The 26,592-nt window shown below is 47.1% G+C and carries 26 protein-coding genes and 2 other annotated features; all 26 genes read right to left on the reverse strand.

All coding sequences use genetic code 11. The features are described from left to right. Nucleotides 1–537: 537 nt before the first annotated feature. The 26 genes from BAZ21_RS10955 to BAZ21_RS11080 all read right to left on the reverse strand — a co-directional run bounded on the left by BAZ21_RS10955 (nt 538) and on the right by BAZ21_RS11080 (nt 26,217). A complete protein-coding gene (locus tag BAZ21_RS10955; RefSeq protein WP_068499988.1) occupies nt 538–2,157 on the reverse strand; it encodes a LysM peptidoglycan-binding domain-containing protein in 1,620 nt (539 codons plus the stop codon). A 159-nt stretch (nt 2,158–2,316) separates the two neighbouring features. After that, complete coding sequence (gene ilvE, locus BAZ21_RS10960; RefSeq protein WP_068499990.1) at nt 2,317–3,201, reverse strand: branched-chain-amino-acid transaminase; 885 nt, start codon at nt 3,199–3,201, stop codon at nt 2,317–2,319. Between the two features lie 28 nt (nt 3,202–3,229). Then, the gene (gene pheA / locus BAZ21_RS10965) at nt 3,230–4,117 is read right to left on the reverse strand and encodes a prephenate dehydratase (protein WP_068499992.1); all 888 of its coding nucleotides are present in this window, start codon (nt 4,115–4,117) and stop codon (nt 3,230–3,232) included. Next, the gene (thrB, locus tag BAZ21_RS10970; RefSeq protein WP_068499995.1) at nt 4,114–5,082 is read right to left on the reverse strand and encodes a homoserine kinase; all 969 of its coding nucleotides are present in this window, start codon (nt 5,080–5,082) and stop codon (nt 4,114–4,116) included. The genes pheA and thrB overlap by 4 nt, the downstream gene beginning before the upstream one ends. A gap of 27 nt (nt 5,083–5,109) precedes the next feature. After that, nucleotides 5,110–6,396: a homoserine dehydrogenase gene (locus BAZ21_RS10975; RefSeq protein ID WP_068499998.1), complete on the reverse strand. Its 1,287-nt coding sequence runs from the start codon at nt 6,394–6,396 to the stop codon at nt 5,110–5,112. Between the two features lie 42 nt (nt 6,397–6,438). Beyond that, nucleotides 6,439–6,876 carry an ACT domain-containing protein gene (locus tag BAZ21_RS10980; protein WP_068499999.1) on the reverse strand — a complete coding sequence of 146 codons (438 nt, stop codon included), beginning with the start codon at nt 6,874–6,876 and terminating at the stop codon, nt 6,439–6,441. Nucleotides 6,877–7,031: 155 nt separating this feature from the next. Continuing rightward, a complete protein-coding gene (gene obgE / locus BAZ21_RS10985; RefSeq protein ID WP_068500004.1) occupies nt 7,032–8,342 on the reverse strand; it encodes a GTPase ObgE in 1,311 nt (436 codons plus the stop codon). A 13-nt stretch (nt 8,343–8,355) separates the two neighbouring features. Continuing rightward, nucleotides 8,356–9,093, reverse strand: coding sequence for a Spo0B domain-containing protein (locus BAZ21_RS10990; protein WP_068500007.1), 738 nt, complete (start codon nt 9,091–9,093; stop codon nt 8,356–8,358). A 146-nt stretch (nt 9,094–9,239) separates the two neighbouring features. After that, on the reverse strand, nt 9,240–9,557 hold the full coding sequence (gene rpmA / locus BAZ21_RS10995; RefSeq protein ID WP_068500009.1) for a 50S ribosomal protein L27: 318 nt from the start codon (nt 9,555–9,557) through the stop codon (nt 9,240–9,242). A gap of 5 nt (nt 9,558–9,562) precedes the next feature. Continuing rightward, nucleotides 9,563–9,901, reverse strand: a complete 339-nt coding sequence (locus BAZ21_RS11000; protein ID WP_010348102.1) for a ribosomal-processing cysteine protease Prp — start codon at nt 9,899–9,901, stop codon at nt 9,563–9,565. A gap of 13 nt (nt 9,902–9,914) precedes the next feature. Further along, nucleotides 9,915–10,226: a 50S ribosomal protein L21 gene (rplU, locus tag BAZ21_RS11005; RefSeq protein ID WP_068500012.1), complete on the reverse strand. Its 312-nt coding sequence runs from the start codon at nt 10,224–10,226 to the stop codon at nt 9,915–9,917. 13 nt (nt 10,227–10,239) lie between these two features. Continuing rightward, nucleotides 10,240–10,327: a sequence feature (ribosomal protein L21 leader region), on the reverse strand. Nucleotides 10,328–10,425: 98 nt separating this feature from the next. Continuing rightward, nucleotides 10,426–11,610, reverse strand: a complete 1,185-nt coding sequence (locus BAZ21_RS11010; protein ID WP_068500014.1) for an Rne/Rng family ribonuclease — start codon at nt 11,608–11,610, stop codon at nt 10,426–10,428. A 49-nt stretch (nt 11,611–11,659) separates the two neighbouring features. After that, entirely contained in the window at nt 11,660–12,538 is an 879-nt protein-coding gene (locus tag BAZ21_RS11015; RefSeq protein ID WP_068500017.1) for a M50 family metallopeptidase, read from the reverse strand. Next, nucleotides 12,531–13,376, reverse strand: a complete 846-nt coding sequence (locus BAZ21_RS11020; protein WP_068500020.1) for a M23 family metallopeptidase — start codon at nt 13,374–13,376, stop codon at nt 12,531–12,533. Before BAZ21_RS11020 ends, BAZ21_RS11015 begins: the two co-directional genes overlap by 8 nt. Before the next feature lie 205 nt (nt 13,377–13,581). After that, on the reverse strand, nt 13,582–14,379 hold the full coding sequence (gene minD / locus BAZ21_RS11025) for a septum site-determining protein MinD (RefSeq protein ID WP_068500024.1): 798 nt from the start codon (nt 14,377–14,379) through the stop codon (nt 13,582–13,584). A 3-nt stretch (nt 14,380–14,382) separates the two neighbouring features. Then, a complete protein-coding gene (gene minC / locus BAZ21_RS11030; protein ID WP_010348098.1) occupies nt 14,383–15,045 on the reverse strand; it encodes a septum site-determining protein MinC in 663 nt (220 codons plus the stop codon). A gap of 82 nt (nt 15,046–15,127) precedes the next feature. Next, nucleotides 15,128–15,658 carry a rod shape-determining protein MreD gene (gene mreD, locus BAZ21_RS11035; protein ID WP_068500026.1) on the reverse strand — a complete coding sequence of 177 codons (531 nt, stop codon included), beginning with the start codon at nt 15,656–15,658 and terminating at the stop codon, nt 15,128–15,130. Beyond that, nucleotides 15,658–16,476: a rod shape-determining protein MreC gene (mreC, locus tag BAZ21_RS11040; RefSeq protein WP_068500029.1), complete on the reverse strand. Its 819-nt coding sequence runs from the start codon at nt 16,474–16,476 to the stop codon at nt 15,658–15,660. The genes mreD and mreC overlap by 1 nt, the downstream gene beginning before the upstream one ends. A 55-nt stretch (nt 16,477–16,531) precedes the next feature. Continuing rightward, the gene (locus BAZ21_RS11045) at nt 16,532–17,566 is read right to left on the reverse strand and encodes a rod shape-determining protein (protein ID WP_007431698.1); all 1,035 of its coding nucleotides are present in this window, start codon (nt 17,564–17,566) and stop codon (nt 16,532–16,534) included. A 106-nt stretch (nt 17,567–17,672) separates the two neighbouring features. Next, nucleotides 17,673–18,365 (reverse strand): RadC family protein, encoded by a 693-nt coding sequence (gene radC, locus BAZ21_RS11050; RefSeq protein ID WP_010348094.1) that lies wholly within the window; start codon nt 18,363–18,365, stop codon nt 17,673–17,675. Nucleotides 18,366–18,378: 13 nt separating this feature from the next. Beyond that, nucleotides 18,379–18,987 carry a Maf family protein gene (locus BAZ21_RS11055; protein WP_068500032.1) on the reverse strand — a complete coding sequence of 203 codons (609 nt, stop codon included), beginning with the start codon at nt 18,985–18,987 and terminating at the stop codon, nt 18,379–18,381. Between the two features lie 22 nt (nt 18,988–19,009). Then, a complete protein-coding gene (locus BAZ21_RS11060) occupies nt 19,010–19,252 on the reverse strand; it encodes a DUF4321 domain-containing protein (protein ID WP_007431701.1) in 243 nt (80 codons plus the stop codon). A 121-nt stretch (nt 19,253–19,373) separates the two neighbouring features. Further along, nucleotides 19,374–20,585: an SPOR domain-containing protein gene (locus tag BAZ21_RS11065; RefSeq protein WP_068500035.1), complete on the reverse strand. Its 1,212-nt coding sequence runs from the start codon at nt 20,583–20,585 to the stop codon at nt 19,374–19,376. A gap of 166 nt (nt 20,586–20,751) precedes the next feature. Continuing rightward, nucleotides 20,752–22,131, reverse strand: a complete 1,380-nt coding sequence (gene murC, locus BAZ21_RS11070; protein ID WP_068500894.1) for a UDP-N-acetylmuramate--L-alanine ligase — start codon at nt 22,129–22,131, stop codon at nt 20,752–20,754. A 6-nt stretch (nt 22,132–22,137) separates the two neighbouring features. Next, nucleotides 22,138–23,514, reverse strand: coding sequence for a bifunctional folylpolyglutamate synthase/dihydrofolate synthase (locus tag BAZ21_RS11075; RefSeq protein ID WP_068500038.1), 1,377 nt, complete (start codon nt 23,512–23,514; stop codon nt 22,138–22,140). Between the two features lie 36 nt (nt 23,515–23,550). Further along, on the reverse strand, nt 23,551–26,217 hold the full coding sequence (locus tag BAZ21_RS11080; protein ID WP_068500040.1) for a valine--tRNA ligase: 2,667 nt from the start codon (nt 26,215–26,217) through the stop codon (nt 23,551–23,553). A 52-nt stretch (nt 26,218–26,269) separates the two neighbouring features. Beyond that, nucleotides 26,270–26,554 (reverse strand) — a binding site (T-box leader). Between the last annotated feature and the right edge of the window lie 38 nt (nt 26,555–26,592).

Genomic DNA, 26,592 nt, shown 5'->3' on the forward strand with positions numbered 1-26,592 from the left:
ATTAGGCACGCCGCCAGCGTTCGTCCTGAGCCAGGATCAAACTCTCCATTAAAGACCAACCGAGGTTGGTTATAGAAAGAGCGATTAGCTCATGTTGAATCTGACGAGATAAAATATCTCATTATTGATTTTGCGAACAAAATCATTACTCACTCGTTGTTCAGTTTTCAAAGATCAAACCTGCATCATAACTTGCCTTCGTCCTTACTTCGTTTCACCACCGCGTCTCAGCGGCGACTTAAATAATATATCATGTTTTTTAAATCTTTGCAACACTTTTTTTCAAGAAGTTTTTTAAGCATTCTTCTTGGATTGTGTTGCTTACCATCTCGTAAAAGAAAGCTATAAGAATATACCACATAAACATCCTAATTAGCAATACCTTTTTTTCATATCAACAACTAACTGGATTTAAATAAAGAGACCATCATTCCCTATAAGCAGAATAATAGTCTCCAATATCACCCTTTTAGGTTTTGCTATTGATAAACTGTACCTCTACTAAGCAGTTTCCCATCTCTTTTATTTAGGTTTTTATCAGTCCCTAATCCATGGGTTTTTACGCGAGCTGGTGTTATAGGATGAAGAACGAGATGCTGCTGTTGTCAGCTTACGTTTTTTTCGCTTCGTTGTAGTACTATTATTTCCCGAAATCTTAGCTTGGGATTTTTCTTCTTTGGCTGTACTGCTAGATTCGACTTTCGTTTTACCTTTACGCGCGTTACCGTCTTTTGGTCTAGTGGAAGAATCAGCTTCATTCGGAGAGGAAACAGTCAGATTGTTAGCACTGTCCTGCACTCCCTGTAATGTTACAGACTCCGTATTCCCTTCCCTGCGACCACAGTCCGGCATAAACATGTAGGGTGTCGTATATCCCTCTAGTGGGTACACAGGTGCATTCCCATGTGCGAATGGATGATAGGGAGAATTCGCTGACTGTTGTCCTTGTAACTGGCTATAGTCGGACACGTATCCACCTGCGGGCAAACCATATTGAGGGCCTCCCCATTCATGGCCCCACTGACTGCCCTGAACTGCACCCTCAGGATGCTGTGAGTAACCTTGATGGATAAATGGCGGATAGACAGGATAGGATGTATTTTCAGACGCTTCATGACTCGGATAATATCCGGGGATGCAGCAATCTGAATAGGCAGGATAAGGTGTTGGATGGGCATTTATAGGCGCTGTTTGCATAGCTCCCCAACTCCATGGATGCTCGCAGTCATGATGATAGCCCTGAATTGGAGCTACAGAAGGAGAGGCATTTTCTGCAAAAGAGGTATTTACAGAAGCATTCCCCCAAGGTAGAGGAGACCCAATACCCGGATACCACGAGTTCGGCATGGTATTTATTTGTGGGCTGTAATCAAATGTCGACTGCTGTACTGTCCATGGAGAATTTATCATCGACTTCGAGCTTGTGCAACCACAAAACTTTTCAGCTACGGGTTGCTTCTTCTCCACATTTACTGGAAGCTGTGGTTTGGGTGCAATCGGTTGAGTAACTATAGGTTGCAGTTGAGGCGGAGCCGGTTGGTTAACTATGGGCTGTATTTGAGGCGGAGCAGGATTCACCGGTACCATGGGAACTTCCGGTAGTTTTAATTCGGGAAGCTTAGGAGGATTCTCTGTTTCTTTCGGCTGCGTCATCTGTTCTTTAGGACTAGGGATGTTCTCTGGTTTAGGCTGATTCGACTCCTCCTTAGGTTGGGTAAGTTCTTGCTTGGTTGGTGACTCGGACGGAGACTCAGGTTTAGGCTGCGTCGTCTCTGGTTTAACTGCGGTATTTTTTTTATTTTCCACAGGGTCAGAGGCTTCTTCTTTGTAGTGTGGGATGTTAACTGTTTCTCCAACCAAAAGAGCGTTGGGGTTCTTAAGCTGGGAATTGGCGTCAATAATTAGCTTAAGCGGTACATTCCAGGCTTTGGACAACTTCCACAAGGTGTCTCCTTGCTTAACCTTGTGCTGATACACCGTTGACGGTTGTGTTTCCATCGTAACAGGATCTGTCGGGATTTTGATTTTCTCGCCAATGCTCAGCTGATTAGGGTCAGCCAATTGGGGATTGGCAGCAATAACTTTCTCCAGTGCCACATTATACTTCTGTGCCAGCAAGTACAGGGTGTCACCTTTTTTGACGATGTGTATTTTCACAGGTCACAAACCTCCTAGCTTTCGTTTGGGCGGGATAAACGCCCGGCTTCTGTTATTACATCCTATGCACCTCCCGGGCGAATGACCCCATACAAACAAAAAAATCCTTTCAACCGAATACTCTCGCGAGCATCCTGTCAAAAGGATTCACTGTTTATTTTAGTCCTGCCACACTTTATAGCCGTCCTGATCCACGATTTTCCGGAACTCGGCCAGCAGCTCTAAAGTCACTGGACCAGCAACACCGGAACCAATCGTACGACCATCCACTTCATAAGCTGCAATCACTTCCGCTGCAGTTCCTGTAAAAAAGACCTCATCCGCCACATATACATCATGCAATGTAAAAGGTTGCTCTTTGAGCGTATATCCAAGCTCGGCGCACAAATCAATGATAGCATTACGGGTTATCCCCTCAAGTGCTCCCAAATAGCAAGGCGGTGTATAAAGCACTCCGTTTTTGACAATGAAAATGTTGTCCGCGGAGCCTTCTGTCACATAGCCTTGGGAATTGAGCATAATAGCCTCGCCCACACCAGCATAGTTAGATTGAATCTTCACCAGGATATTGTTGAGATAGTTCAACGATTTAATCTTCGGATTCAAAGCATCTGGGATATTACGACGCTGGGAGACAGAGATCGTTTTCAGGCCGGTCAAGTAAGCTTCCTCCGGATAAATGGCGAGCTGCTCCACGATTATAATGACACTTGCCTTCGCACAACGAAGAGGATCAAGTCCCAAATTCCCCGCACCACGAGATACAATCAGGCGAATATATCCGTTACGCATTTCGTTAAGGCGAATCGTTTCAGCCATCGCTTCCAGCATTTCATCCTGAGATAACGGAATGTTCAACTGAATGGATTTCGCAGAATCATACAGACGGTCCAAGTGCTCTTTGCACTTAAAAATATTGCCGTTATAGATACGGATTCCTTCAAATATACCGTCTCCGTACAAGAAACCATGATCATATACAGAAACCTTTGCGTTTTCCTTCGTCACATGCTGCCCATCCAGATAAATCCATTGTTCTGCCATTAAAACCACACCTCCGATTATTGTTCCTTTACATAAGTTCGATCGCTGCTTCAACATACTTGTAGCTTGGATAGGAGCCAAGAATACGTACCTGGCACCCCAAAGCCTCAATCTCTGCAAAGGCTGCCGGGAGCAGAACGGAATGCAGAGACTCCAAAATTTCAATGTAAAAATAATAGTTGCCCAATTGCTTTTTGGTTGGACGTGATTCGATACGGGACAGATTCAACCTGCGCCATGCAAACGCGGATAACACCTGATGCAGTGCTCCTGGAAAATCCTGCGGCGGTGTAACCAGAATACTGGTCCGCTGTCCATCAGGGGTACGCGGGAGACTCATAGGTTGATGGCCGATCAGGACAAAACGGGTAAAGTTGTTGTTGTGATCCGTCACCTTACTGGCCAAAATATCCAATCCGTGTTTGGCAGCCGCAAGCTTGGTTCCGAGAGCGGTCCAGCCTTTACCAGGGTTATGCTTAACAATTTCGACAGCTTCCGCCGTACTTCCTGCACTCTCCAAATCAGCTTGAGGAGCGGAAGCCTGTATGAACCCCTTACACTGGGGGAGCGCTACGGGATGAGACATAATTTTGACCACTTTGCTCAAATCCAGCTCGCCCCGGTCATTGGTAAATTCACTGCGATGTCCAATAAGGTTTTGAATGGAAGGATATATCCATTCCGCTTGCATCTGAATGTCTACTTCATGTACAAGCCAGTCCATATGCAAACTAACAGAACCATCAATCGTATTCTCAATGGGAATGACACTGTAGTCTGCTTCCCCCTTGTCTACTGCCTGAAACACGTCTGCTATGTGCTTATAAAATAGTAATTCACAGGGCGTATCTCCTAGCAAATACTTAATCGCCTCATGAGAAACAGTCCCCTCAGGAAGAAGTGCAATTCGTTTCATTTCATACGTTCCCCTTTTATCATATCCATAAAAGAAAGTGTATTCCCTTCCGTATATACTTTAACGCCTTCACTCTCCGGACGCAATTTTAACACGGAGGCATTGATCCCCTGTTTACTCATCGTATCCGTTAAATACTGTACCAGCTCCGCTTTCCGATTTTCCCGACGATCGGTCAACGCCAGGAGTGTCGGTCCAGCCCCGCTGAGAGCCACGCCCAAAGCACCATGATGATGCGCATCCTGCAGGATCTCTGTCATCCCCGGTACAAGCGCTGCGCGGTAAGGCTGATGAAGCCGATCACTCATCGCTTCAGCGATCAACTCGGTTCGGCCCGATGCCAATGCTGCTACAAGCATCGAAGCATGACTTACATTGTATACAGCATCCTTCAAGGATACATGCTCGGGCAGCACCTCTCTGGCCTTGGACGTAGACAATTGAAACTCTGGAATAACTACCATAACCTCCAGATTAGCATCCGGCTCAATCCGTAAGTGTTTGGCATGCTTACCATTCCACACGGCAGTAATAATGCCGCCAAATAGAGAGGCTCCGACATTGTCTGGATGCTTTTCAATAGCGCTCGCCATGTCAAACAGCTTGGAATCCGACAGAGGCGAGCCTATCAGCGTATTGGCGGCCACTAGGGCGCCTATAATGGCAGAAGCGCTGCTGCCCAAGCCACGGGTAAGCGGAATATCCGAGTACATCGAAATATCCAGCTCAGGAACAGCTACGCCAGCTTCTCGAAAAACCATTTGTGCTACCTTGTAAATCAGATTTGTTTTATCTTGTGGAACACCATTCATTTCATCTCCGTACAGATGGAAAGTCGTCTGTTCGGCCTCTTTCAGTTCAATCCATGCATATAAGGACAACGCCATGCCCAATGTATCAAAACCGGGGCCCAGGTTGGCGGTACTCGCAGGCACACGCACCCTTGCTGTTTTCAAAACGGTCATACAGACAATTCCTCCTGCTTTTATTGACTACCCTTCTACCCGATATACACTTTTGATGCGGCGAATTACGTCCAACGTTTCAAAATGCTCCAAAACCTTTTTCATACTCGCCTTGCTGGCCAAATGCGTTACAATAATAATTTCTGCATCGGGATTAGCCTCATTCGGTTGCTGTACAACAGATGCCAGACTGACGTTGAATTCAGCAAATACCTGCGTAATCCGTGCCAATACCCCAGCTTTATCATCCACATGCAGCAGCACGAAATTTTTGAAATATACATCTTCGTCATTGCTGATTTTTTTGGGGTTGTAAGGTACGATTGCTTTAAGACCATTCACGCCGAGTTTGAGGTTTTTCACAACAGCTACCAAATCAGCCACAACCGATGTAGCCGTCGGCATTTCGCCTGCACCCGCACCATAAAACATCGTTTCACCCACTGCTTCACCATGCACATATACTGCGTTGAATACTCCGTTCACCGAAGCCAATGGATGCTGCTTGCGTACCATCGTCGGCTGAACGTTGATCGTAAATTCATCGCCCTGACGCTCTGCAATGCCAAGCAATTTCATTTCATATCCTAGCTTTTTGGCAAAAGCGATATCCTCACTGGTCACCTTCGAAATACCGCTGACACTTACATCCTTGAGTTCTACATCAGAACGGAAACCAAGCGTGCCGAGAATAGCCATTTTACGAGCGGCATCCAGTCCCTCTACATCTGAGGTTGGATCGGCTTCAGCGTATCCAAGCTCCTGCGCTTCCTTGAGGACCTTCTCATATGAGGCCCCCTCCTGGCTCATTTTAGTTAAAATGAAGTTTGTCGTACCGTTCACAATTCCCATAATACGGGTGATACGATCGGAGGAAAAACCTTCAATTAACGTACGAATGATCGGAATCCCGCCTGCTACGCTGGCTTCATAAAAAACATCACATTGCTTTTCCTGCGCCTTAGCTAATACTTCGGAGCCATGTAAAGCCATTAAGTCCTTATTGGCTGTTACGATGTGCTTGCCTCGCTCCAGCGCTTCCAGAATGTACTCCTTGGTCTGATCAACGCCTCCCATGACTTCGATAATGATATCAATGTCAGGATCACGAATGACTTCCCATGGATCCTCCGTAAGCTTAGCACCATCCACTTCAATGGAGCGATATTTGTCTACATTTTTTACAGCTATTTTTTCAATAATGATAGGTGAACCAACTTGTCTGCTCAAATCTTCCTGATTTCCTTCTACGATTCGAACAACTCCCGTTCCTACCGTACCTAAACCCAACAATCCTACTTTGACCGGTTTCATCCATTCCCCTCCTGCTAACTTTTATCTAATGGGCGGTATGCCCTAACCTTGCCCGATCAGGCGGACACGTTTGACGCCAGAGATGGTCTCCAAGCCTTCCAGCAGAACACCCAGTTCCTCACTGAGTCTGGACATTTCCACCGAGATGACTACGTTGGCTCTACCTTGCAGCGGAATGCTCTGCTGGATGGTCAGCACATTGCCCCCGTAATCTGCCACCCTGCCAAGCACCCTGGACAGCATGCCGGATTGATGTTCCAAATCAATGGAAATATTGACAATTCGCTCACGCTCCAGTTGGTTAACCAAGTGAATGCCATCTTTATATTTATAAAAGGCGCTCCGGCTTAGCCCTACTTGTTCTACGGCCTCATGCACGGTTTTAACATCTCCTGAAGCTAGCAGCAGCTTAACCTGTATTGTCTTCACAATCGCTTCAGGCAAAATATCTTCCCGTACCAAGTAATAGCGCTCTTTCACGAACGTCCTCTCCTCAAAGACTTATGTTTTTGTATAGAGGACATTATATCGGAACTCCTGAAAATCGGCAAGCTATCCATACAAAAAACGGCTACTGCCATCTATAGAAATCCCTATAGTACAGTAACCGTCCATCTCAGACTATTATTTCATTTTTAGTAGTAGCTGCTGCCTTCCACGAATTCGAACTCGAAATCAGCGATCCGTACAGATGTACCATCTGTGGCACCGCGCTTACGCAATTCGGCATCCACACCCATGTGGCGCAGCGTTCTTGCCAATTTCAAAATGGCATCGTGCGAATTCAGCTGCATGCGTTTCATCATGCGCTCAATTTTAGGGCTATGCACGACAAATGTGTCGTTCTCACGTACAATCGTAAAGCCTTCGTCTTCTGCCGCATCCAGCTTAAATACCTTACGTTCATTCACTTCTGCTACTTCCTCAACGACCGGCTCGTCCGGTATTTGATCCAGCAAATCAGCAGCCCGATAAAGCAGTTCTTTGATGCCTTGGCGTGTCAGCGAGGAAATAGGCATAATTTCCAGGTCCGGACGCACAGCAGCGATCTGCTCTTTGAATTGTGCCAGGTTTTCTTCCGCTTCCGGCATATCCATTTTATTCGCCGCCACAATTTGTGGACGCTCCGCCAAGTTTGCATTGTATTGCTTTAATTCGTCGTTAATTTTAGTCCAATCTTCAAATGGATCGCGTCCCTCAGAGCCTGCCATATCCACGACATGAATAATAATGCGTGTCCGCTCAATGTGTCGCAGAAATTCATGCCCCAGCCCAATACCTTCATGGGCTCCTTCAATCAACCCGGGCAGATCAGCCATCACAAAGTTACGATGATCACCCACATCCACGACGCCCAAATTCGGGGTAATCGTTGTAAAGTGGTAAGCGCCAATCTTTGGTTTTGCAGAGGATACGACTGACAGCAATGTAGATTTCCCTACGCTAGGGAAGCCGACCAAACCTACGTCAGCCATCACCTTTAGTTCAAGGGTAATATAACGTTCTTGTCCCTCTCCACCGTTCTCAGCCAGCTCAGGCGCTGGATTACTAGGCGTAGCAAAACGAATATTTCCGCGTCCTCCGCGCCCTCCTTTTGCTACGACAACCTGTTGTCCATGGCGTGTCATATCTGCCAATACTTCACCCGTATCATCATCGGTGATGACTGTTCCCGGTGGTATGCGTACAATCATATGCTCCGCATTAGCTCCATGTTGAGATTTGTTGCGACCCTTTACGCCACGCTGGGCTTTAAAATGCCGTTGGTATCGAAAATCCATCAAGGTACGCAATCCTTCATCTACACGGAAAATCACGTCTCCCCCGTTCCCTCCGTCGCCACCACCCGGACCTCCTTCAGGAACATATTTTTCACGGCGAAACGCAATTAAGCCGTCTCCACCGTCTCCGCCTTTAACAAAAATCTTCGCTTTATCTACAAACATGGTTACACCTTCCTTATATCTGGCACTCCATCCGAATTTGAAGCATTTCGCCTGTAGGGAGCTTCTCTGTTCGAATGCGTTCACTTCCGCGTACGGATCTGACCTGCTTTAAAAAATTCGAATCGACAGGTATTTCACTTCCTTCAAAGCGGACAATAACATCATTCTGATCCATACCGAAAAATAGTGTCAATCTGCGCACTTCTCCCCAGGACGACCGGCCACCGCCGTATTGATATGCACGCACCGTTTCTATGACAGCCGAAGCAAGCGACTCGCCGTCTTCGGGAGACATGACAGCGTCCAACTTTAAATGCTCCTCAACCTGTACCGACAACTGTAAATTCCCGGCGTTCACACGAAAAGACTGCAAATAAAATACCAGTGAAGGAATACCCAGCTTGGATATTTTACTGTCTTCGGCCACGCGCTCTTTTATTGTTTCCACATAATCAGCTGATTTATCATGCTTATTCATACGAATATAGCCATAAAGCACCTGCAGGTCATTCATCCAGTCATGTCGATGATGGTTAAGCGTTGCGATAGCTGTACGCTCCAACGAACGCAAAGCAGCTTTACGTTCATTCTCAGCCTGTCTATGTGTATACCACATACCAAAACAAGCAGCAGCAACAGACCATACAGCTAATATGATAATCGTTAAACCTTCAGGATAGAGCAGTGAAAAAACCAAAGGAATCAGAATGGAACCCAACGCCAAATAAGGCGCTCTTATCCGCTGGAACATGGCTTCTCTCCGTTCTGCCATAATTAAATGGATTATTAAAGAACCTTAATCCAGTATAGCACAGACTGACTTTCCAGTTCATTACCATCATACAAAAAAGCCTCCGACAAAAGTGCCGGAGGCTTTTCAGCGTGTCTAAGCCGCTATTAAGCTTCTACAGTAGCTGCTACTGGAGCAGCGTCAATCGGGTAGATGCTCACCTTTTTACGATCACGGCCCCAACGTTCGAACTTCACAACGCCGTCCACTTTCGCGAACAGAGTGTCGTCCTTACCGATGCCCACATTCGTGCCCGGGTGAATTTTCGTTCCGCGTTGACGAACCAGGATGCTACCGCCGGTAACTGCTTGACCGTCAGCACGTTTCACGCCAAGACGTTTCGATCTGCTGTCACGTCCGTTTTTCGTGGAACCTACACCTTTTTTCGATGCGAACAATTGAAGATCCAATGTCAATTTCAACATGATGTCTACCTCCTTCTTTGTTTATTTTCTATTTGAATATACTTACCATATGATTCAGCAATGCTTGTCAGCATGATCACCATGGACTCCAGCAGCAGTTGAACCTGTGCGTTTGTAACATGATGACTTTCAGGGGGAAAATGCGCGCTCAAAAAGCCATTTTCCATTTCAGTTTCCATTTCAACGTCCGTAAGAGCTCCGATCGAATTGACAGTTCCTACAGTTACCGCTGAAACACCAGCACATACGATATCCTCGCCAGACTTGGCGTAATTCGCATGGCCTTTAATAGAAAACCCTTGTATGCTGCCATCCTCCAGTCGTGTAATGCGTACGATAATCACTTATCGCACCCTCTTACGCTTGGATTTTTTCAATCGTCACTTTCGTGTACGGTTGACGATGACCTTGCTTCACATGGTAGTTCTTTTTAGGTTTGTATTTGTATACAATGACCTTTTGACCTTTACCGTGCTTCTCAACTTTAGCTGTTACAGAAGCTCCGGAAAGAAGCGGTGTACCTGCTGCCAAGCCATTGTCGCCAGACACTGCCAGAACACGGTCGAACGTTACAGTTTCACCATCGTTCGCTTCCAACTTCTCGATGAACAATATGTCGCCCTCTTGAACTTTGTATTGCTTACCACCTGTTTCGATAATTGCGTACATTTGCTTGCACCTCCTTATTTCTCAGACTCGCCTAATAGCAGGTGACAGATTCCCGAAGGATACTGCACTTCAGTACCTGATTGGAGCGGTTACAGCATGTGCAGCCAAACTTACGCATCACACATACTAAGCGATTATAGCACAAGCTTCATTCACGTTCAACCTCTAGTTTTGAAATGATTTTGATTTACAGATTGCTCTATACAAGCGTCTTTTCCTCACGCACCTTTTTACGGGTCATTTCCAGAAGACCTAGCCGCGTCCAGCCCACAACATATGATTTGGTCCGATCCTTCTTTAGTCTGGCCTCCAGAACAGAGGATACTTCCCGACGGTTCTCCTCTTGCTCCATGTCAATAAAATCAATGATGATAATACCACCAATATCACGTACACGCACCAGCCGGGCAATCTCTTCGGCTGCTTCGATATTAGTACGGGTCACCGTCTCTTCCAGATTGCTGCCGCCCGTAAACTTTCCGGTATTCACATCGATAACGGTCAATGCCTCCGTATGATCAATGACAATGTATCCGCCGCCCTGAAGCCATACTTTTCGTGCAAAATCACGTTCCAGTTGCTCGTTGATACCATAGGCGTTAAAGATCGTTTCTTCTGCACTACGGAATATGCTCACATGAGCCTTCGCCGGACCAATCTGTTGCAGCATGATTTCCGCATCCTTCGCTTGTTCCTCGCTGTCAATGACCAGCTCATCCTGTTCCGGGGTAAACACATCCCGAATCAAGCGTTGAACGATGCTCAAATCCCTGTGTAGTTCACATGGAGCGGAGCATTCACCAGCTTTACGCTGAATGAGCGCCCACTGCTGACGTAGTTGGTCCAGATCATTTTCAATCGCCTCTATACTCATTTCCTCCGAAACGGTACGGATAATGATCCCTTCCTCACCCGTGCGCAGTTGCTCCCCCATTGCTTTCAAACGGGTACGCTCTCCCTCACGCTCGATTTTCTTGGATACAGCCACATAGTCGGCACGGGGCATGTATACGATCCAGCGGCCCGGAAGTGAAAAATGAGTCGTCACTCTGGCTCCCTTGCTACCAACAGCCTCTTTTAATACCTGTACTACAATTTCCTGACCCACCTTTAACAGTTCAGAGATGGATGGCTTTACCCGCGGCTGCTTGTCCAAATGGGCATGAAGTACGTCATCCACATATAAAAAAGCATTTTTTCGTTGTCCAATGTCAACAAAAGCGGCTTGCATACCCGGCAGCACATTGACTACCCTCGCTTTGAAGAAAGAACCTAAAATCCCCCGTTTTCGTGGCAGCTCTGCCGCATATTCAACCAATCGTCCATCTTCCAACAGCGCCATTTGGGTCATCTGCTGCTGGCACTGTACAATCATTTGCTTCATGGTTTTTCAACCTCTCTGGATACAGCCTCTTCCTTAGCTCCTAAAACATTTATTTAAGCTTTGGTTCCTCACCATCTGGTGGACGTGCCGCAAAATAAGAGCGAATAAGGCGCTGCTCCGGCAGTACGGCTAAAATCCGTCCCTGTTCATTCATAACGTAAACCATATGATACCGATCTCTTCTAAAAAGACGCAAAACAGGCTCCAAATGTTTCACTGGCAGGGATACAATGGGTAAGGCAATACTTCCCTTAGCTGCTTCGCGGTAAAAAAGCTCGTCCCTCCCCAGCAAAAAACGTATAAAACGGTAAGGAATATTACGATAATCCACAATATTAGAATAAAGCAAAAAAATCCCTACCGCCAGCAGATTTAAATGCACAGGTCCATTTTGTCTTAACAGTGGAGAAATTCCATACATGCAAAATAGCAAGCTCGTCACGATGCTGGCCCGAAAAGTCCACACTAATGTACGATGATATGAAAGAGACAAGCTGATCAACGCCTGCAGTATTTTCCCACCATCTAGCGGCAAAATCGGCAGCAAATTGAACAGTGCAATAACTGCATTCCCTTGAATAATATAATTTACATAATCATGCTCAGCCCCGCTCACATTTCTGAACCATAAAAGGATGATGATCATGATTCCATTTTGCAGGGGTCCAGCCAGCGCTATGACGATTTCCTTCCACGCATTAAGCTTCCCCTGATCCTCAATGACCGCCACTCCTCCAAAGGGTAGCATCTGTATGGAAAGTACTCGCGCCCCCAACAACGAAGCGGCTGTCGCATGACCCAGCTCATGGATAAATACGAGTGTAAACAAGGTCATAATCTCAATAAAATGTCCAGTCAACACAGAAGTCAGCATGACCAGTACAAACAGTGGATGCAGTGATAAGGTCACACCCCGGACATTAATCAAGAGCTACCACTTCCGTCGGATCAATATACTGATCCCCCTTCTGCAATGCAAAAAACAGAGTCACCGCCTCATTGGCGCTATGGCTTGCTGGAAGTACACCAACCTCATCCCCCTCCTGAACCCAGTCGTTCACCTTTAGGGTAGAGCGGGAAAGCCTTCCGTATGTTGCAGTAATACCACCAGTGTGACGAATTGTAATTGTAGTTCCACTTTTGGGATGATTCAAAATGTCCATTACACGTCCTGCATCTATACATTTAACAGCGACTACCCCGTTGCTGGTAACATTCGGCGTAATTTCCACCCCTTTAAGGCTTAGTGCAAACGGCTGTGTTATATTACCTTCAATCGGCGGAAAAGCCTTTCGGCCCGCATTCACCTTGTGCGTCGCAGTCTCCTCGCCAAAAATCGGCAAAAAGGAAGGGGCACCGTCAAAATAAGTTCCATACCATTGTCTGGCGGCTGCAAAATCCATATCCTTATTCAAGGAATCTGCGATAAACATTTTCAAATTCACCGCATAGGGAATATCCCAACGAAACAATCCCCACACCATTCCAAATAACACAGTTGCCATTATTGATCTGCGCCAAAAAGAAGTCCAAAAAGACGGACTGCGATTCTCTCCAAAAGATTGACGCCAGCGTTGCTGCTCATTTTTCCATTCGGTTTCCGGGTCTCTGGGCCGATTTGCACTGATTACGGGCATTGACTTCATTTCTCTATTCCCGTACCTGTCCTGATATACACCAGAGGAATATGGTTCAGATTGGCCTCCCGCGATTAGCTGCTGTATCCGTTCTTCTCTGCGCTGCTTGATTCCGGAATTTTTATGCATCCTGTTCAGCCCCCTCAGCGAGGTATGTTTGATACATCTTATGAGGACGGGCTTCAACTTATGTTGTCCGGTTCGAGATTGCGCTCCGAAAAGCCAAAAAAACCGGCGTAAATCCACCGGACGCATGGGGTACATGAAGATAGCAAGACAAAGCAAAAAACACTTAAATAAGGTCACTACTTATTTAAGTGTTCAGTTGTTTGCTTCATCCACCCATACCAAAAAATTTCTTAAAGCGTGTCATCACGCTTTTCTTCTGATCCATCTGCATAAGGGGCACCGTATCGCCCAAAATCCGTCTCGCAATGTTGCGGTAGGCAATCGCTGCTTGTGAATCTGGATTCATGACAGTAGGTTCTCCTGTGTTGGCGGATTTGATTACCATTTCATCGTCCGGCACAATCCCAATGAGATCAATGCTAAGCACTTGTAAAATCCCATCAATATCTAACATATCCCCGGATTTAACCATGCTGTTACGAATGCGGTTAACCACCAGCTTGGGTGAAAGTACATGTGAGCTTTCCAGCAAACCAATTACCCGATCAGCATCGCGTACGGCAGCATTTTCAGGAGTCGTTACAACAATGGCCTGATCCGCCCCGGCTATGGCATTTTTGAAGCCTTGCTCAATACCCGCAGGGCAGTCAATCAATATATATTCAAAATCCTTTTTAAGCTCCAATATAATATCCTTAACCTGCTCAGGCGTAACAGCACTCTTGTCTTTAGTTTGAGCGGCAGGCAGCATATAAAGCTCCTCAAAGCGCTTATCCTTGACCAAAGCCTGGTTTAAACGGCAACGACCTTCGGCTACATCAACCAGATCATAAATAATCCGATTTTCCAGACCCATTACCACGTCCAGATTACGCAAACCGATATCGGTATCCACCAGACACACCTTTTTACCGAGCAGTGCAAGCGCTGTCCCTATATTGGCTGACGTCGTCGTTTTACCGACGCCGCCTTTTCCTGAAGTGACGACGATAGCCTCTCCCATGTGCTACACCCCTTTGAACACGTTAAAATCGCGGCCCAGACGCACGATATTGCTCATTTTATCTATTTGCATAGCGCCATCCTTGAGATACGCAAACTCCATGCCGGATTCACGTGTCTCCCATTCGTCTGGTGGACGGCTGATCATTTCGGAAATTCGCAGTTGTGTCGGTGCAAAATAGGAGGCCGCGATAATCGCTTCGCTGTTACCCTCCATCCCTGCGTGCGCCATGCCTCGCAGAGCGCCGAGGACATAGATATCACCGGTACATGTTATAATTCCGCCCGGGTTAACATCTCCTAAAAAGAGTAAATTCCCGTTATGATGAAGCACTTGACCTGACCGGATAATCCCTGTCACCGTATGAATAGGAGGCTTCCCCTGCACTTCCACAGGCAGCCCGGGAGATTCTATTGACCGTATGAGCAGATTCCCCTTCTGCTTCAAAATCTCCAGAATACTTTCCTTTTGTTCCTCTGTCACTTCCCGGCTTCCCAGCTTAATATCCACATGAATGATCGGGCCTGTTAAAATATTTTGATGACTGTGCTCCAGCTTAAAACGCAGCTCACCTAGCAAATCCTCAAACTCGCATTGATCGTCCAGCAGGAATACCAGGCCGTCTTTGATGCCTTTAATCGTGACATGATTCGATTTCACTGCCATTAGCCTGTCCCTCCTATTTCAATCATTTCGTCCCCGGGACGTCAAATCCCTGCTAACCCGGACAAAATGTGTGTAAAAAGACCTAGACAGTCTCTTCTTTTTTCACACGGGTACCCAAACGCTGCAATTGCTTGCGAACGGGTACATAAATAATGAGGGCAAACAGAAAATGGATAAATAAATCAGGAATCATATACTGTGCTAGCGCCCAGTCGAAAGTCTGATGGTTCAGCTGGAATAGCTGATCAATGGCAAAAAGCATAGAGTCCAGCAAAAAGCTTCCAATCAACACAACTGCCATCATAATGGGCATCGGTGCACGCCTGGCTGTAAAAACAAGTCCCAATAAGTATGCAGACAATCCCATTGCAAAAGAGTAGGGCCCGATGATAAACCCGTAATAGACTACATCATGAATAAGTCCAAATACAATTCCCAGCACTAATGCGGTATGGCGGCTGTAATACACAGATACAAACAAGATTACGACATACACGAGATTAGGAACCATCCTTGAATGCCAGCTATCGGGAAGAAGCCACGGAAGAATCGTTCCTTCAGCTATAAACAGTACAAACAGCAGCAGTATTAAAACCTGACCGCGCATCTTCATTATTCCGGTACCTCAGGAGTGTACAGAACGAACAGTTCCTTCCAATCCACAAAGCTGGCTGCCGGTTTAATAATCGCTGTCCGTGTTTGGCCAAACTCCCCGATCTGAATTTTTTCGACCGTGCCGATCAGCAGGTTTTTGCGGAATTTCCCGCCTCCACCTGACGTAATAATCTGATCCCCCTTGGCAATGGAGTCATTTTCCGAAATTTTTGTCATTTGAAACGTATTGGTGACTGGATCATAGCTTTCCACCATGCCGAATGTTTGTTCTTTCCCTAGTGCGGTAGCCGCTATCGCATAAGAGTTTGGATTTTTAGGATCCAAAGTAGTCAGCAATGTTACTGTAGAGGTGAAATTTGCTGTTCTGCTAATAACTCCTACAAAGCCTTCCAGAGACCTTACCTCCTGGCCGACTCGCGCTCCATCCTTTGATCCGATATCAATCACGAGCGTTTTGGAATCATTACTCACGCTGTTAACCTGGGCGACACGCCAATCATAATTATTTTTCGCCTTTTGTTGCTGAGTAAACTGCAATTCGTTCTGCAATCTGACGTTAGTCTCTTTATAATTGCGGGTTTGAATTTGCTCGGTAGTAAGCTGTGCCACCGCAATTTTCAAACGTTCGTTTTCTTTATAGATGCTCCGCATATTTCCGATATCTTCAAAGAAGCCCGCTATTGCTGAAGCGGGCCTGTAAAAGATACCTTGCACAAAGCCAATTGAATCTCTGGCGAACTTCTCCGGCCAGGTTAAGGAACTTCTCTGTCCAAGTGTAATCCCCATAAGGGCAATAAACAGAACGATTCCGATCAATAGAATAAATAGTCTTTTATTGCCAAACAGCTTAAACAGTTCCTACACCCCCGATTCAACGTTTGGAACGGACGGCAGAACTGCTCCGCGATTTGAACAAATGGATATTTTCAAGTGCTCTGCCCGTACCAATCGCTACACAGTCCAGAGGATTTTCCGCTACGATCACTGGCATTCCGGTTTCACTCGCCAGCAGCTTGTCCAGGTTACGCAAAAGTGCCCCACCGCCAGTCAGTACAATTCCTCTGTCCATAATGTCTGCCGCTAACTCGGGAGGACATTTTTCCAGTGTTACTTTGACCGCATCCACAATCGCATTCACTGTATCCGACAACGCTTCGCTAATTTCATCGGATGTAATCGTAATGGTCTTCGGCAAACCTGTCACCAGGTCGCGTCCGCGGATTTCCGATGTCTCTACCTGCTCTAATGGCATAGCGGAACCAACTTCCATTTTCAACTGCTCTGAAGTCCGCTCACCAATCATCAGGTTATATTGACGTTTCACATACTGGATGATGGACTCATCCATTTCATCACCAGCCACACGCACAGAACGGCTTGTTACAATGCCGCCCAAGGAAATGACTGCAACCTCGGTTGTACCTCCACCAATATCGACAACCATACTGCCTGTAGGCTCCCACACAGGAAGATCAGCGCCAATGGCAGCTGCAAACGGCTCCTCAATCGTGTACGCTTCCCGCGCGCCTGCTTGCTTTGTCGCATCTTCAACCGCACGCTGCTCCACCGCAGTAATGCCTGAAGGCACACAAACCATCACGTTTGGATGACGTGGAAACAATGAACGTTGAGCTTGCGCCTGACGGATAAAATATTTGATCATCGTTGCTGTCGTATCAAAGTCAGCAATGACGCCATCCTTCATCGGACGAATCGCACGGATATTCCCCGGTGTGCGACCAATCATTTTTTTCGCGGATTCACCCACAGCTTCAATGGTTTTTGTATCTGTACGCAAAGCGACTACAGATGGTTCACGAACCACAATTCCTTTTCCTCTTACGTATACCAGCGTATTTGCCGTCCCCAAGTCAATTCCCAAATCTTTTGTAAAGCCACCCAGCATGATGTAATCTCCTTTTCTCTTCCCTGAAATCTGTTATCCATGTATAAACGGTTTATTCAGGCCGGCTTAGCCGGTCGTGTTTTAAATGTTTGATTTAAATATTATATTATATCAGACCTTGCTCCTTCAAACTTACAAAGGTCCCGTCCCCGATCACAATATGATCGAGCACGTCGATACCCACAATGCTGCCCGCATCCATCAAGCGGCGGGTCAACTGGACATCCTCCGGGCTTGGCTTCGGATCACCACTCGGATGGTTATGAGCGCAAATAATCGAAGCGCTACTGCATTTGATTGCCGCCCGAAACACTTCACGAGGATGCACGATGGCAGAATTCAGGCTGCCCATAGATAGTGTCTCCTGGGCAATGACATGATTTTTAGTATTTAGGAACAGGCATACAAAATGCTCTTTCTGCAAATAGCGAAGCTGTTCAAACAGCAGATCTGCCACATCCCGCGGGCAACTGATCACGGGGGTCTCCAAATGGCGGGACAATGCTAATCTGCGCCCCAGTTCGATACCCGCTTTTAGCTGTATCGCTTTAGCATTTCCAATGCCCTTAATCTGGGTCAGTTCACTCAGACTCATATCCACCAGCTGACGCAAGTTCCCCGCCTGCTGCAAAATACGCTGCGCTAAATGCACCGACGACTCATTTTGTGTTCCTGTACGCAGCAATATTGCCAGCAACTCCGCGTTGCTCAAGGCCTCAGCCCCATATGTCATCATGCGCTCTCTTGGTCGTTCTTCATGGGGGAGGTCGCGAAGCATCGGTATCGGCGACTCCAACATATGTTTATCCCCTTTAAGGACGCAACACATTCACTCCAAAATCGGACAGCATGTCCGACAACAGGGAAAGCGGCAATCCTACGACGTTAAAATAACAACCCTGAATTGACTCCACCAGCGTAGCACCCATACCCTGAATGCCGTACGCTCCTGCTTTGTCAGACGGTTCGCCTGTATTCACATATGCCACAATTTGCTCATGGCTCAAAGGTTTCATTGTAACCTTCGTTTGGCGATGTCTGACAAGCGTTTTGCCGGTTACGGTATGTAAACAGGCCACCCCGGTGTACACAAGGTGTGTTCTTCCCTGCAATGCAGTCAGCATACGAACAGCGTCCGCATGATCAGCAGGTTTGCCCAATACCAAACCATCCAGCACGACAATGGTATCACTCCCAATCACCAGTCCAGCTTCTTCGGACTGAGCGGCAACGTTCACGACCGCTTCGGCTTTACGTACCGCAAGGGTCTCCACAATTTGCTGAGGCGTCCAGCTCTCAGGCGTGCTCTCATCCGCATGACTTGGCATCACCTCAAAGGGGAGTCTCAAAAACGCGAGCAATTCCTTCCTTCTTGGTGAAGTCGATGCCAGAATAATGCGGGGCGTAATTTTCCCGTCCATAAGGGAAGCTCCTTTTCATCAGTTAGAGCCTGCGATACAGCCAGAACGCGGCGATGATGCCGATCAGACTAAGCAGGCTCAATTCAAAATTTATCGTTATGTTGTAACTGATAATATCCAGATCCGCTCTCGGCGACCAGGATATCGTAGTGGGGTGGGTCAGAAAGGAAAGGACTTTGAACGATTGAAGGGCCTTGGCAATCCATGCACCCAAAAGCCAACCGAGCAACAAAAACAGTATAAGCATTCCTACATTTTTTTTCATCCTGATCTTCCCTCGCCATTTTTTGACACCTTCATTATTATACGGTGATTTGTACTGCAATACAAACAGAAATCCGGCATGGGGAACTATTTCCAGTTCCGTGCCGGAAAATATGGTTAGTCTATTGTTTTATGAATTGGATAAATTCATTCTCACGCAAAACATATTCCATCATTGAGGACTGAATCTCCCAAATGTGCTCCTTTGCAGTATTCTTGTTATATTCACCAAGTGCAGAGACTGCACTGTTCATCGCCTTTTCCAGTGATGCCGCAGAGGCAGCAGCTTCCTTCGGAAGACCGGTGGGAAGTGCAGCGATATTTTGCGTCCACTCCTGATGCAGATCATTCAGCTCCTTCATTTCAGAGACGGGTACCGCAGTTGGACCGCCATCTCCGAGCAGAGATGAGCTAAGTCCGCTCAACTTGCTTACTAATGTGCTGCTTAACTGAAAAAAGGCAGTGAGCTTTTCGCCTTCGCCTCCATAAGCTGCTTTTTCCAATCCAGGCAATTGAAGCTCACGAACATACAGTTCGACGCCTTGCGTCTTCAATTGATTGCTGAGCAGCTTGGCCTGCTCCCTGTCTGGTGATATTCCTGCATAAACCCGATTTTGGTCCTCGGCATCCCCTCCGGCAGCAATGCCTGCCTTCAACAGTTCTTCTTTGGCTTGCAAGGCCCGTTCTGGAGTGCTGAAAACCCCGTACTGCAGCAAATAATAGGTTTGTGGAGGCACTTGAGTCGCTACGACATTGACGGGGTTAGAATTCTCTTTTGCGGACGGTGTACCTGTGTTAACAGATTCATTAAAGACTGGTACAGCCTGCTCTGCTGAGGACTCTGATCCCGGGACCACTCCGCCTCCGTTAAACAGCAGCAGCATGATATATCCAAACATCCCTCCAGTCACCAGTGCACTGGCTACTGAGCCGATCAGCTTCCATCTGGAGGGGTGAGGCGGACGCCTCCGGTATTCTTGACCATAACGATAAGTTTCCTCATCTTCACCCTCTTCCCGGCCATCTGGCAGAACGTCTGCATCTGACCAGGAAGCCGCTGAACGGCCAAAAGGGTCATCCCATCCATCCTGTACTCTCAACGACGAAGCAAAACGTCGGGTTGTAATACGTTTATACTCACTCTCAGGTTCACCAGGTTTTGGTTCTTGCGTATGAAGCTGTTTCTCATTTTGATGTAATCCCGTATCTCTAATCGCTTCAAGCCGTTCGCTTGCAACTGGCCCGTTTTTGTACGGAAGCACCTGCAGCTTTTCCTCCTGGCTTGTCTCTGGCAGCTGTTGATCGAATCGGAATGTCATCTTGGCCTTGTTCACGGATGCACTCCCTCCTTGTCCCATACTTCCTCATAGTTTGTTGTATGAGTCAAGCTGAGAAAATATGCCTCCAGCAATACAAAAAAAGGTATCCCGAAACATATTCAATGTTCGGAATACCTTTGTATATTGTAATTCATCGGTATAACTTAACATATTGCACTTATTACGCTTGCTGTCCGCGAAGATGGCGCGCTAACGCGTCGCCCGCTTTCCAGATGTCTCCTGCACCCATCGTCAGCACAAGATCACCAGGCTGTAACCGATCTTTCAACTCCTCGATCACAGCTTCTTTGGTCGGCAGGTAGATTGCATTGGCATTGCTGTTTTGGACGATCAAATCTACAAGCTTGGAAGAATGCACGCCTTCAATTTGTTTTTCTCCTGCTGGTGAGTAAATGTCGGTAATAATGACTTCATTGGCTTCACTAAACGCACGGCTGAACGCATCCAGCAGGAAAAAGGTACGGCTGTAGCGTTGCGGCTGGAACACAGCAATAATACGCTTGCCTGTCGCTCTCGCTGCACTAATCGTAGCCTCAATCTCTGTTGGATGATGCGCATAGTCATCAATAACCAGAATGTCATTGCTTTCACCCAGCACTTGAAAACGACGCTTGGCTCCGTGAAATTCCAGAATCGACGCTGCAATTTGATCGAATGGAATTCCTGCTTCCAGGCATGAAATCACAGTCGCCATTGCATTGTACATGTTATGTCTACCTGGCACAGACAATTCGATCGTTCCGAGCTCTGTCCCTTTCCGGCTCATGGTAAAGCTTAATCGACGGTCGCCTAATTGGATATCTGTCGCCATATAATCTGCTTCATGCTCCACTCCGTAGGTAATGACCCGAGTTTGAAGCTGCGGTATCATCTCGCGGATGTTCTGATCATCTGCACATACAATAGCAGCACCATCTGGCCGTATTTGACTCAAAAACTGTACGTAGGCACTTTTCAGACGATTAAAGTCGCCATCGTAATTTTCCAAATGATCTGCCTCGATGTTGGTTACGATACCTTGCCACGGATGATATTGAAGAAAAGAGCCATCGCTCTCATCTGCCTCGGCAACAACAAACTCGCTTTTACCCGCTTTGGCATTCGTACCCAAATTCGTGATTTCACCGCCAATGATATACGTTGGATCGACATTACATCTCTCCATAACCAAAGCAATCATCGAAGAGGTTGTGGTTTTACCGTGCGCTCCTGCAACAGCTACTCCCTTACGTTCGTTAAGCAAGCGAGCCAGCATCTGTGAACGGTGCAGCGTTGGAATATTCAATTCTTCTGCTGCCACCCGCTCCACATTGTCGCGAGACAATGCCGTTGAATAGACGACGATATCCGCACCTGCAATATGTTCAGGGGTGTGTCCGATATATATTTTTGCGCCTTTTGCCGCCAATTTTTCTGTCAGCTCTTGTGATGCCACATCTGAGCCAGTCACGGTATAACCCATCTCCAGCATGACCCGAGCAATCGCGCTCATCCCGTAGCCGCCGATACCGATAAAATGAACATGTTCTGAAGTAATCAACAAATTTCACCAACCTTTTTCCGAATCGGTTTGATACATAAGGGTAGCCCGTACATCCGCAATGAGATACAGCGTACCGGACACCACCCCCAGATCTTCCGCTTCCGTATGTGACTGAAGCAGGCCAAGAGCCTTTTTCCAGTCACCTTCTACAATAATTTTCAAATCCGTTTTGGCATAAGACGGCCGCAGCTTCTCCACGAGATGAGCCAATTCAGCGGCATCCATTTTGCGGCGAAAAACGGGCTCGGTCAGGATAAGCGTATCCACTAGTGGCAGTATATGCTGCAAGTATGCCTCATGATGCTTGTTTGACAGCATCCCCATCATTAAAACCAGTTTTCTGTACGAATACAGCTGGGGAAGACTCTTTGCAAGCGTCTGTGCCCCTTCCGGATTATGAGCCCCGTCAAGGACAATTCTCGGGGAGGTACTGACCTGTTCGAGACGTCCAGCCCAAGCCGCTTGTTTAAAGCCCTTCAGCAGTTCGTCATCCTCCAGCACAAAGGCCAAGTACTGACGAAGGACCTCCAGTGCCATCATAGCTCCTGCCGCATTAGCACATTGATGCTCGCCTAACAACGCAATGTCGATTTTCATGTGCCGAAAAGGACCAGCGAATGAAAACGTTTGGCCCGTTTCGTCCCCGTTCAGCCGTTCATACGTAAACTGTTCACCTGCCAGATACAGGGTAGCTCCCTGTCTTTGCGCCGTTTCCCGTATAACCTGAATAGCCTCCGGTTGGGTAACGCAGCTTACAACAGGTACACCTGGCTTGATGATACCCGCCTTTTCCCTTGCAATCTGCTCAAGCGTATCTCCCAGAATGTCTGTATGGTCATAACCTACATTCGTAATAATCGAGACGATAGGACTCACGATATTAGTTACATCCATCCTTCCCCCGAGACCTGTCTCCCATACCACAACATCTGGAAAAGACACCGTAGCATAGTATAGAATAGCCAGTGCTGTCGATACCTCAAACATCGTGGGTGATCCCAATTCATTGGCTGCTATTTCTTTTACCAGCGGGTATAGGCGATTGGCAAGCAAAACCAGCGTCTCATCAGGAATGTCGGTCCCGTTGAATTGAAAACGGTTCGTAAATCGTGTGATGTACGGAGACGTAAAAGTCCCGACATCGTAACCACACTTCATTAGGACGGAGGTTAGAAAAGCACAGGTTGAGCCCTTGCCGTTGGTCCCCGCAACATGCACAAATTTCAAATGTCGTTGCGGATCACCCAACAGGCTCATTAGCTGCTCGATTCGTTCAAGTCCGGGTCTGATTCCAAACGGAATTAAACCATTAATCCATTCCACTGCCTCATCATAGCTTTGTAAAGGAGCAGCCTCGCCGCCCCTGTTCGTATCTGACATCCTTTTCACCTTCAGGTCATTTTATAGTGAGTGAAATTATCCCTTGAGTTCTTCAATACGTGCGATAACTTTGGCGCGCTTATCTGAGTAATCAGCTTGTTTTGCCTTCTCTTCCTCGATGACTTTAGCTGGTGCCTTAGCCACGAAACCTTGGTTGGAAAGCTTTTTCTCCACGCGCTCCACTTCACTGTTCAAATGCTGAAGCTCTTTTTCCAGTCTGCTAATTTCCTGGGCAATGTCTAGCAGTCCGGCCAATGGCAGGTATAGCTCTGCGCCGCTGACTACAGATGTCATGGCTTTATCTGGAACGGAGAACTCCAATCCCGCGTCGAATTCGGACGTATTGCAGAATCGGCGTACATATTCCGCATTGCGGTTAATGATATCGAGAACGGCTTGATCGCCGGGTTTTACGAGCAATTCAACCTTCTTGCTCATCGGCACGTTGACTTCAGCGCGAATATTGCGCACAGTGCGAATCACGTCGATCAGCAAATTCATTTCAGCTACCGCATCCTTATCCTCAAAAGCCGGATCATACACAGGCCAAGCGGCCAGTGTAATCGTTTCGCCTTCATGCGGAAGATGCTGCCATATTTCCTCGGAGATAAACGGCATGAACGGATGAATCATGCGTAGTGTCCGATCCAGTACATATGCCAGTACAGACTGTGTTTTCTTTTTCGCCTCTGAGTTGTCACCATATAGGGAAAGCTTCGCAAACTCAATGTACCAGTCGCACAAATCATCCCAAATAAAGTTATACAGAAGGCGGCCTGTCTCGCCAAATTCATAAGCATCTATTAGACGCGTAATGTCACGTGAAGTTTCGTTTAGACGGTGGAGAATCCAACGATCAGCAGTGCCCAAATCACCGGTAATGTCGATATCCGCCGCAGTAACACCCTCCAAATTCATCAGTGCAAAGCGGGACGCATTCCAGATTTTATTGGCAAAGTTGCGGGCTTGCTCCACTCGTTCCCAGCGGAAACGAAGGTCTTGTCCTGGCGTGCTGCTGGTGGAAATCATATAACGCATAGCGTCCGTTCCATATTGGTCGATTACGTCGAGCGGATCAACACCATTACCGAGCGATTTGGACATTTTTCTACCGTCCGCATCACGAACCAGACCGTGCATAAGCACGTCCTTGAACGGAATTTCATCTGTAAACTCCAGTGCGGTAAAAATCATCCGCGACACCCAGAAATAAATAATGTCATAGCCTGTAACCAGGACATTAGTCGGGTAGTAGCGTTTGAGATCTTCGGTCTGCTCAGGCCAGCCCAATGTCGAAAACGGCCACAAACCAGAGCTGAACCATGTATCCAGTACATCCTCATCCTGTTTTAGCTTTCTGCCAGCATATTCCGGCAAAGTTGTAGGGTCCTCTGCCGATACAATAACTTCTCCGGTTTCCTCGTCGTACCAAGCCGGAATACGGTGTCCCCACCACAACTGACGGGAAATACACCAGTCACGCACATTTTCAATCCAATGCAGATAAGTACGTTCAAAGCGATCCGGTACAAAATTTACGCCGTTCCCAGCCTTCTGTACTTCAATCGCTTTGGCTGCCAGAGGCTTCATTTCTACAAACCATTGTGTAGACAGATAAGGTTCTACAACCACCCCTGTACGCTCGCTGTGGCCTACCTGGTGCACATGCTCTTCAATACGGATGAGTACGCCCTGCTCTTTCAGATCAGCAACGATTTGCTTACGGCAATCGCTGCGATCAAGGCCCTGATATTTGCCTGCTTCGGCATTCATCGTCCCTGTTTCGTCCATGACTGTAATTTGTGGCAGCTGGTGACGTTGTCCCATTTCAAAGTCGTTCGGATCATGAGCTGGTGTAATTTTAACCGCGCCGCTACCGAAATCTTTATCTACATAATCGTCCGCAATGATCGGAATTTCCCGCCCGATAATCGGAAGCACAAGTGTTTTGCCGATCATTTGCTTGTACCGCTCATCTTCCGGATGTACAGCAACAGCTGTATCGCCCAGCATCGTTTCAGGACGGGTAGTGGCAACCGTAATAAATCCGCTGCCGTCTTTCAGTGGATATTGAAGGTGATACAGATTTCCGTTCACCTCTTTGTATTCCACCTCAATGTCCGACAATGCCGTACGTGCAGCAGGGTCCCAGTTAATGATGCGTTTACCGCGATAGATGAGGCCTTTTTTGTACAGTTTTACGAATACTTCGCGCACTGCTTGGGACAGTCCCTCATCCAGCGTAAAGCGTTCACGAGAATAGTCGAGAGAAAAACCCATTTTCTCCCATTGATTATGGATGTTATCCAAATAAAGTTCCTTCCATTCCCATACCTTCTCCAAAAACTTCTCGCGGCCCAAGTCATAGCGTGTCAGACCTTCTTCGCGCAGCTTCTGCTCTACCTTTGTTTGCGTAGCAATACCCGCATGGTCTGCCCCTGGCAGCCACAAGGCATCATAGCCCTGCATCCGTTTGGTGCGGATAATAATATCCTGCAGGGTAAAATCAAGCGCATGTCCAATATGCAGCATACCCGTCACATTCGGTGGTGGAATAACGATTGTAAAAGGCTCTGCCTCTGGATGTTGTCCGGCGCGGAAATAACCCTTCTCCATCCACGTTTTGTACCATTTTTTCTCTGCTGATTTTGGATCGTACGTTGTTGGCATTTCCAAGGTTGTCTTGTTGTCTTGTTCTGACATATCAGGATACCCCCATGATTTTCAATTGGCAAATAAAAAAAGCCCTTCATCCTCAAAGGACGAAAGGCTGTTCTTTCGCGGTACCACCTTTGTTTCACCCCTCGTGTATGTATCCACTGATCCATTACACATGGTGTGACACTTTATGCAGATAACGGTTGCGGACCGGCCTTATTCTACCGTGAACCTCGTACCTTCCGTTGGAATGAAATGAGGGACCGTTCAAACAGGCGACTCCCGGGTGACTTCGGCCAGTAGCTTCCTGCGGAACCTCACAGCGCTGCAATTCCACTCTCTGAAGGGCTTGCTGCCTACTCTTCCCGATCTCAGTCTTTCAATAGCTATACCACATCATACATTTCCCATTGACTATAG

The organism is Paenibacillus kribbensis, from assembly GCF_001705305.1.
Lineage (GTDB): Bacteria > Bacillota > Bacilli > Paenibacillales > Paenibacillaceae > Paenibacillus > Paenibacillus kribbensis_B.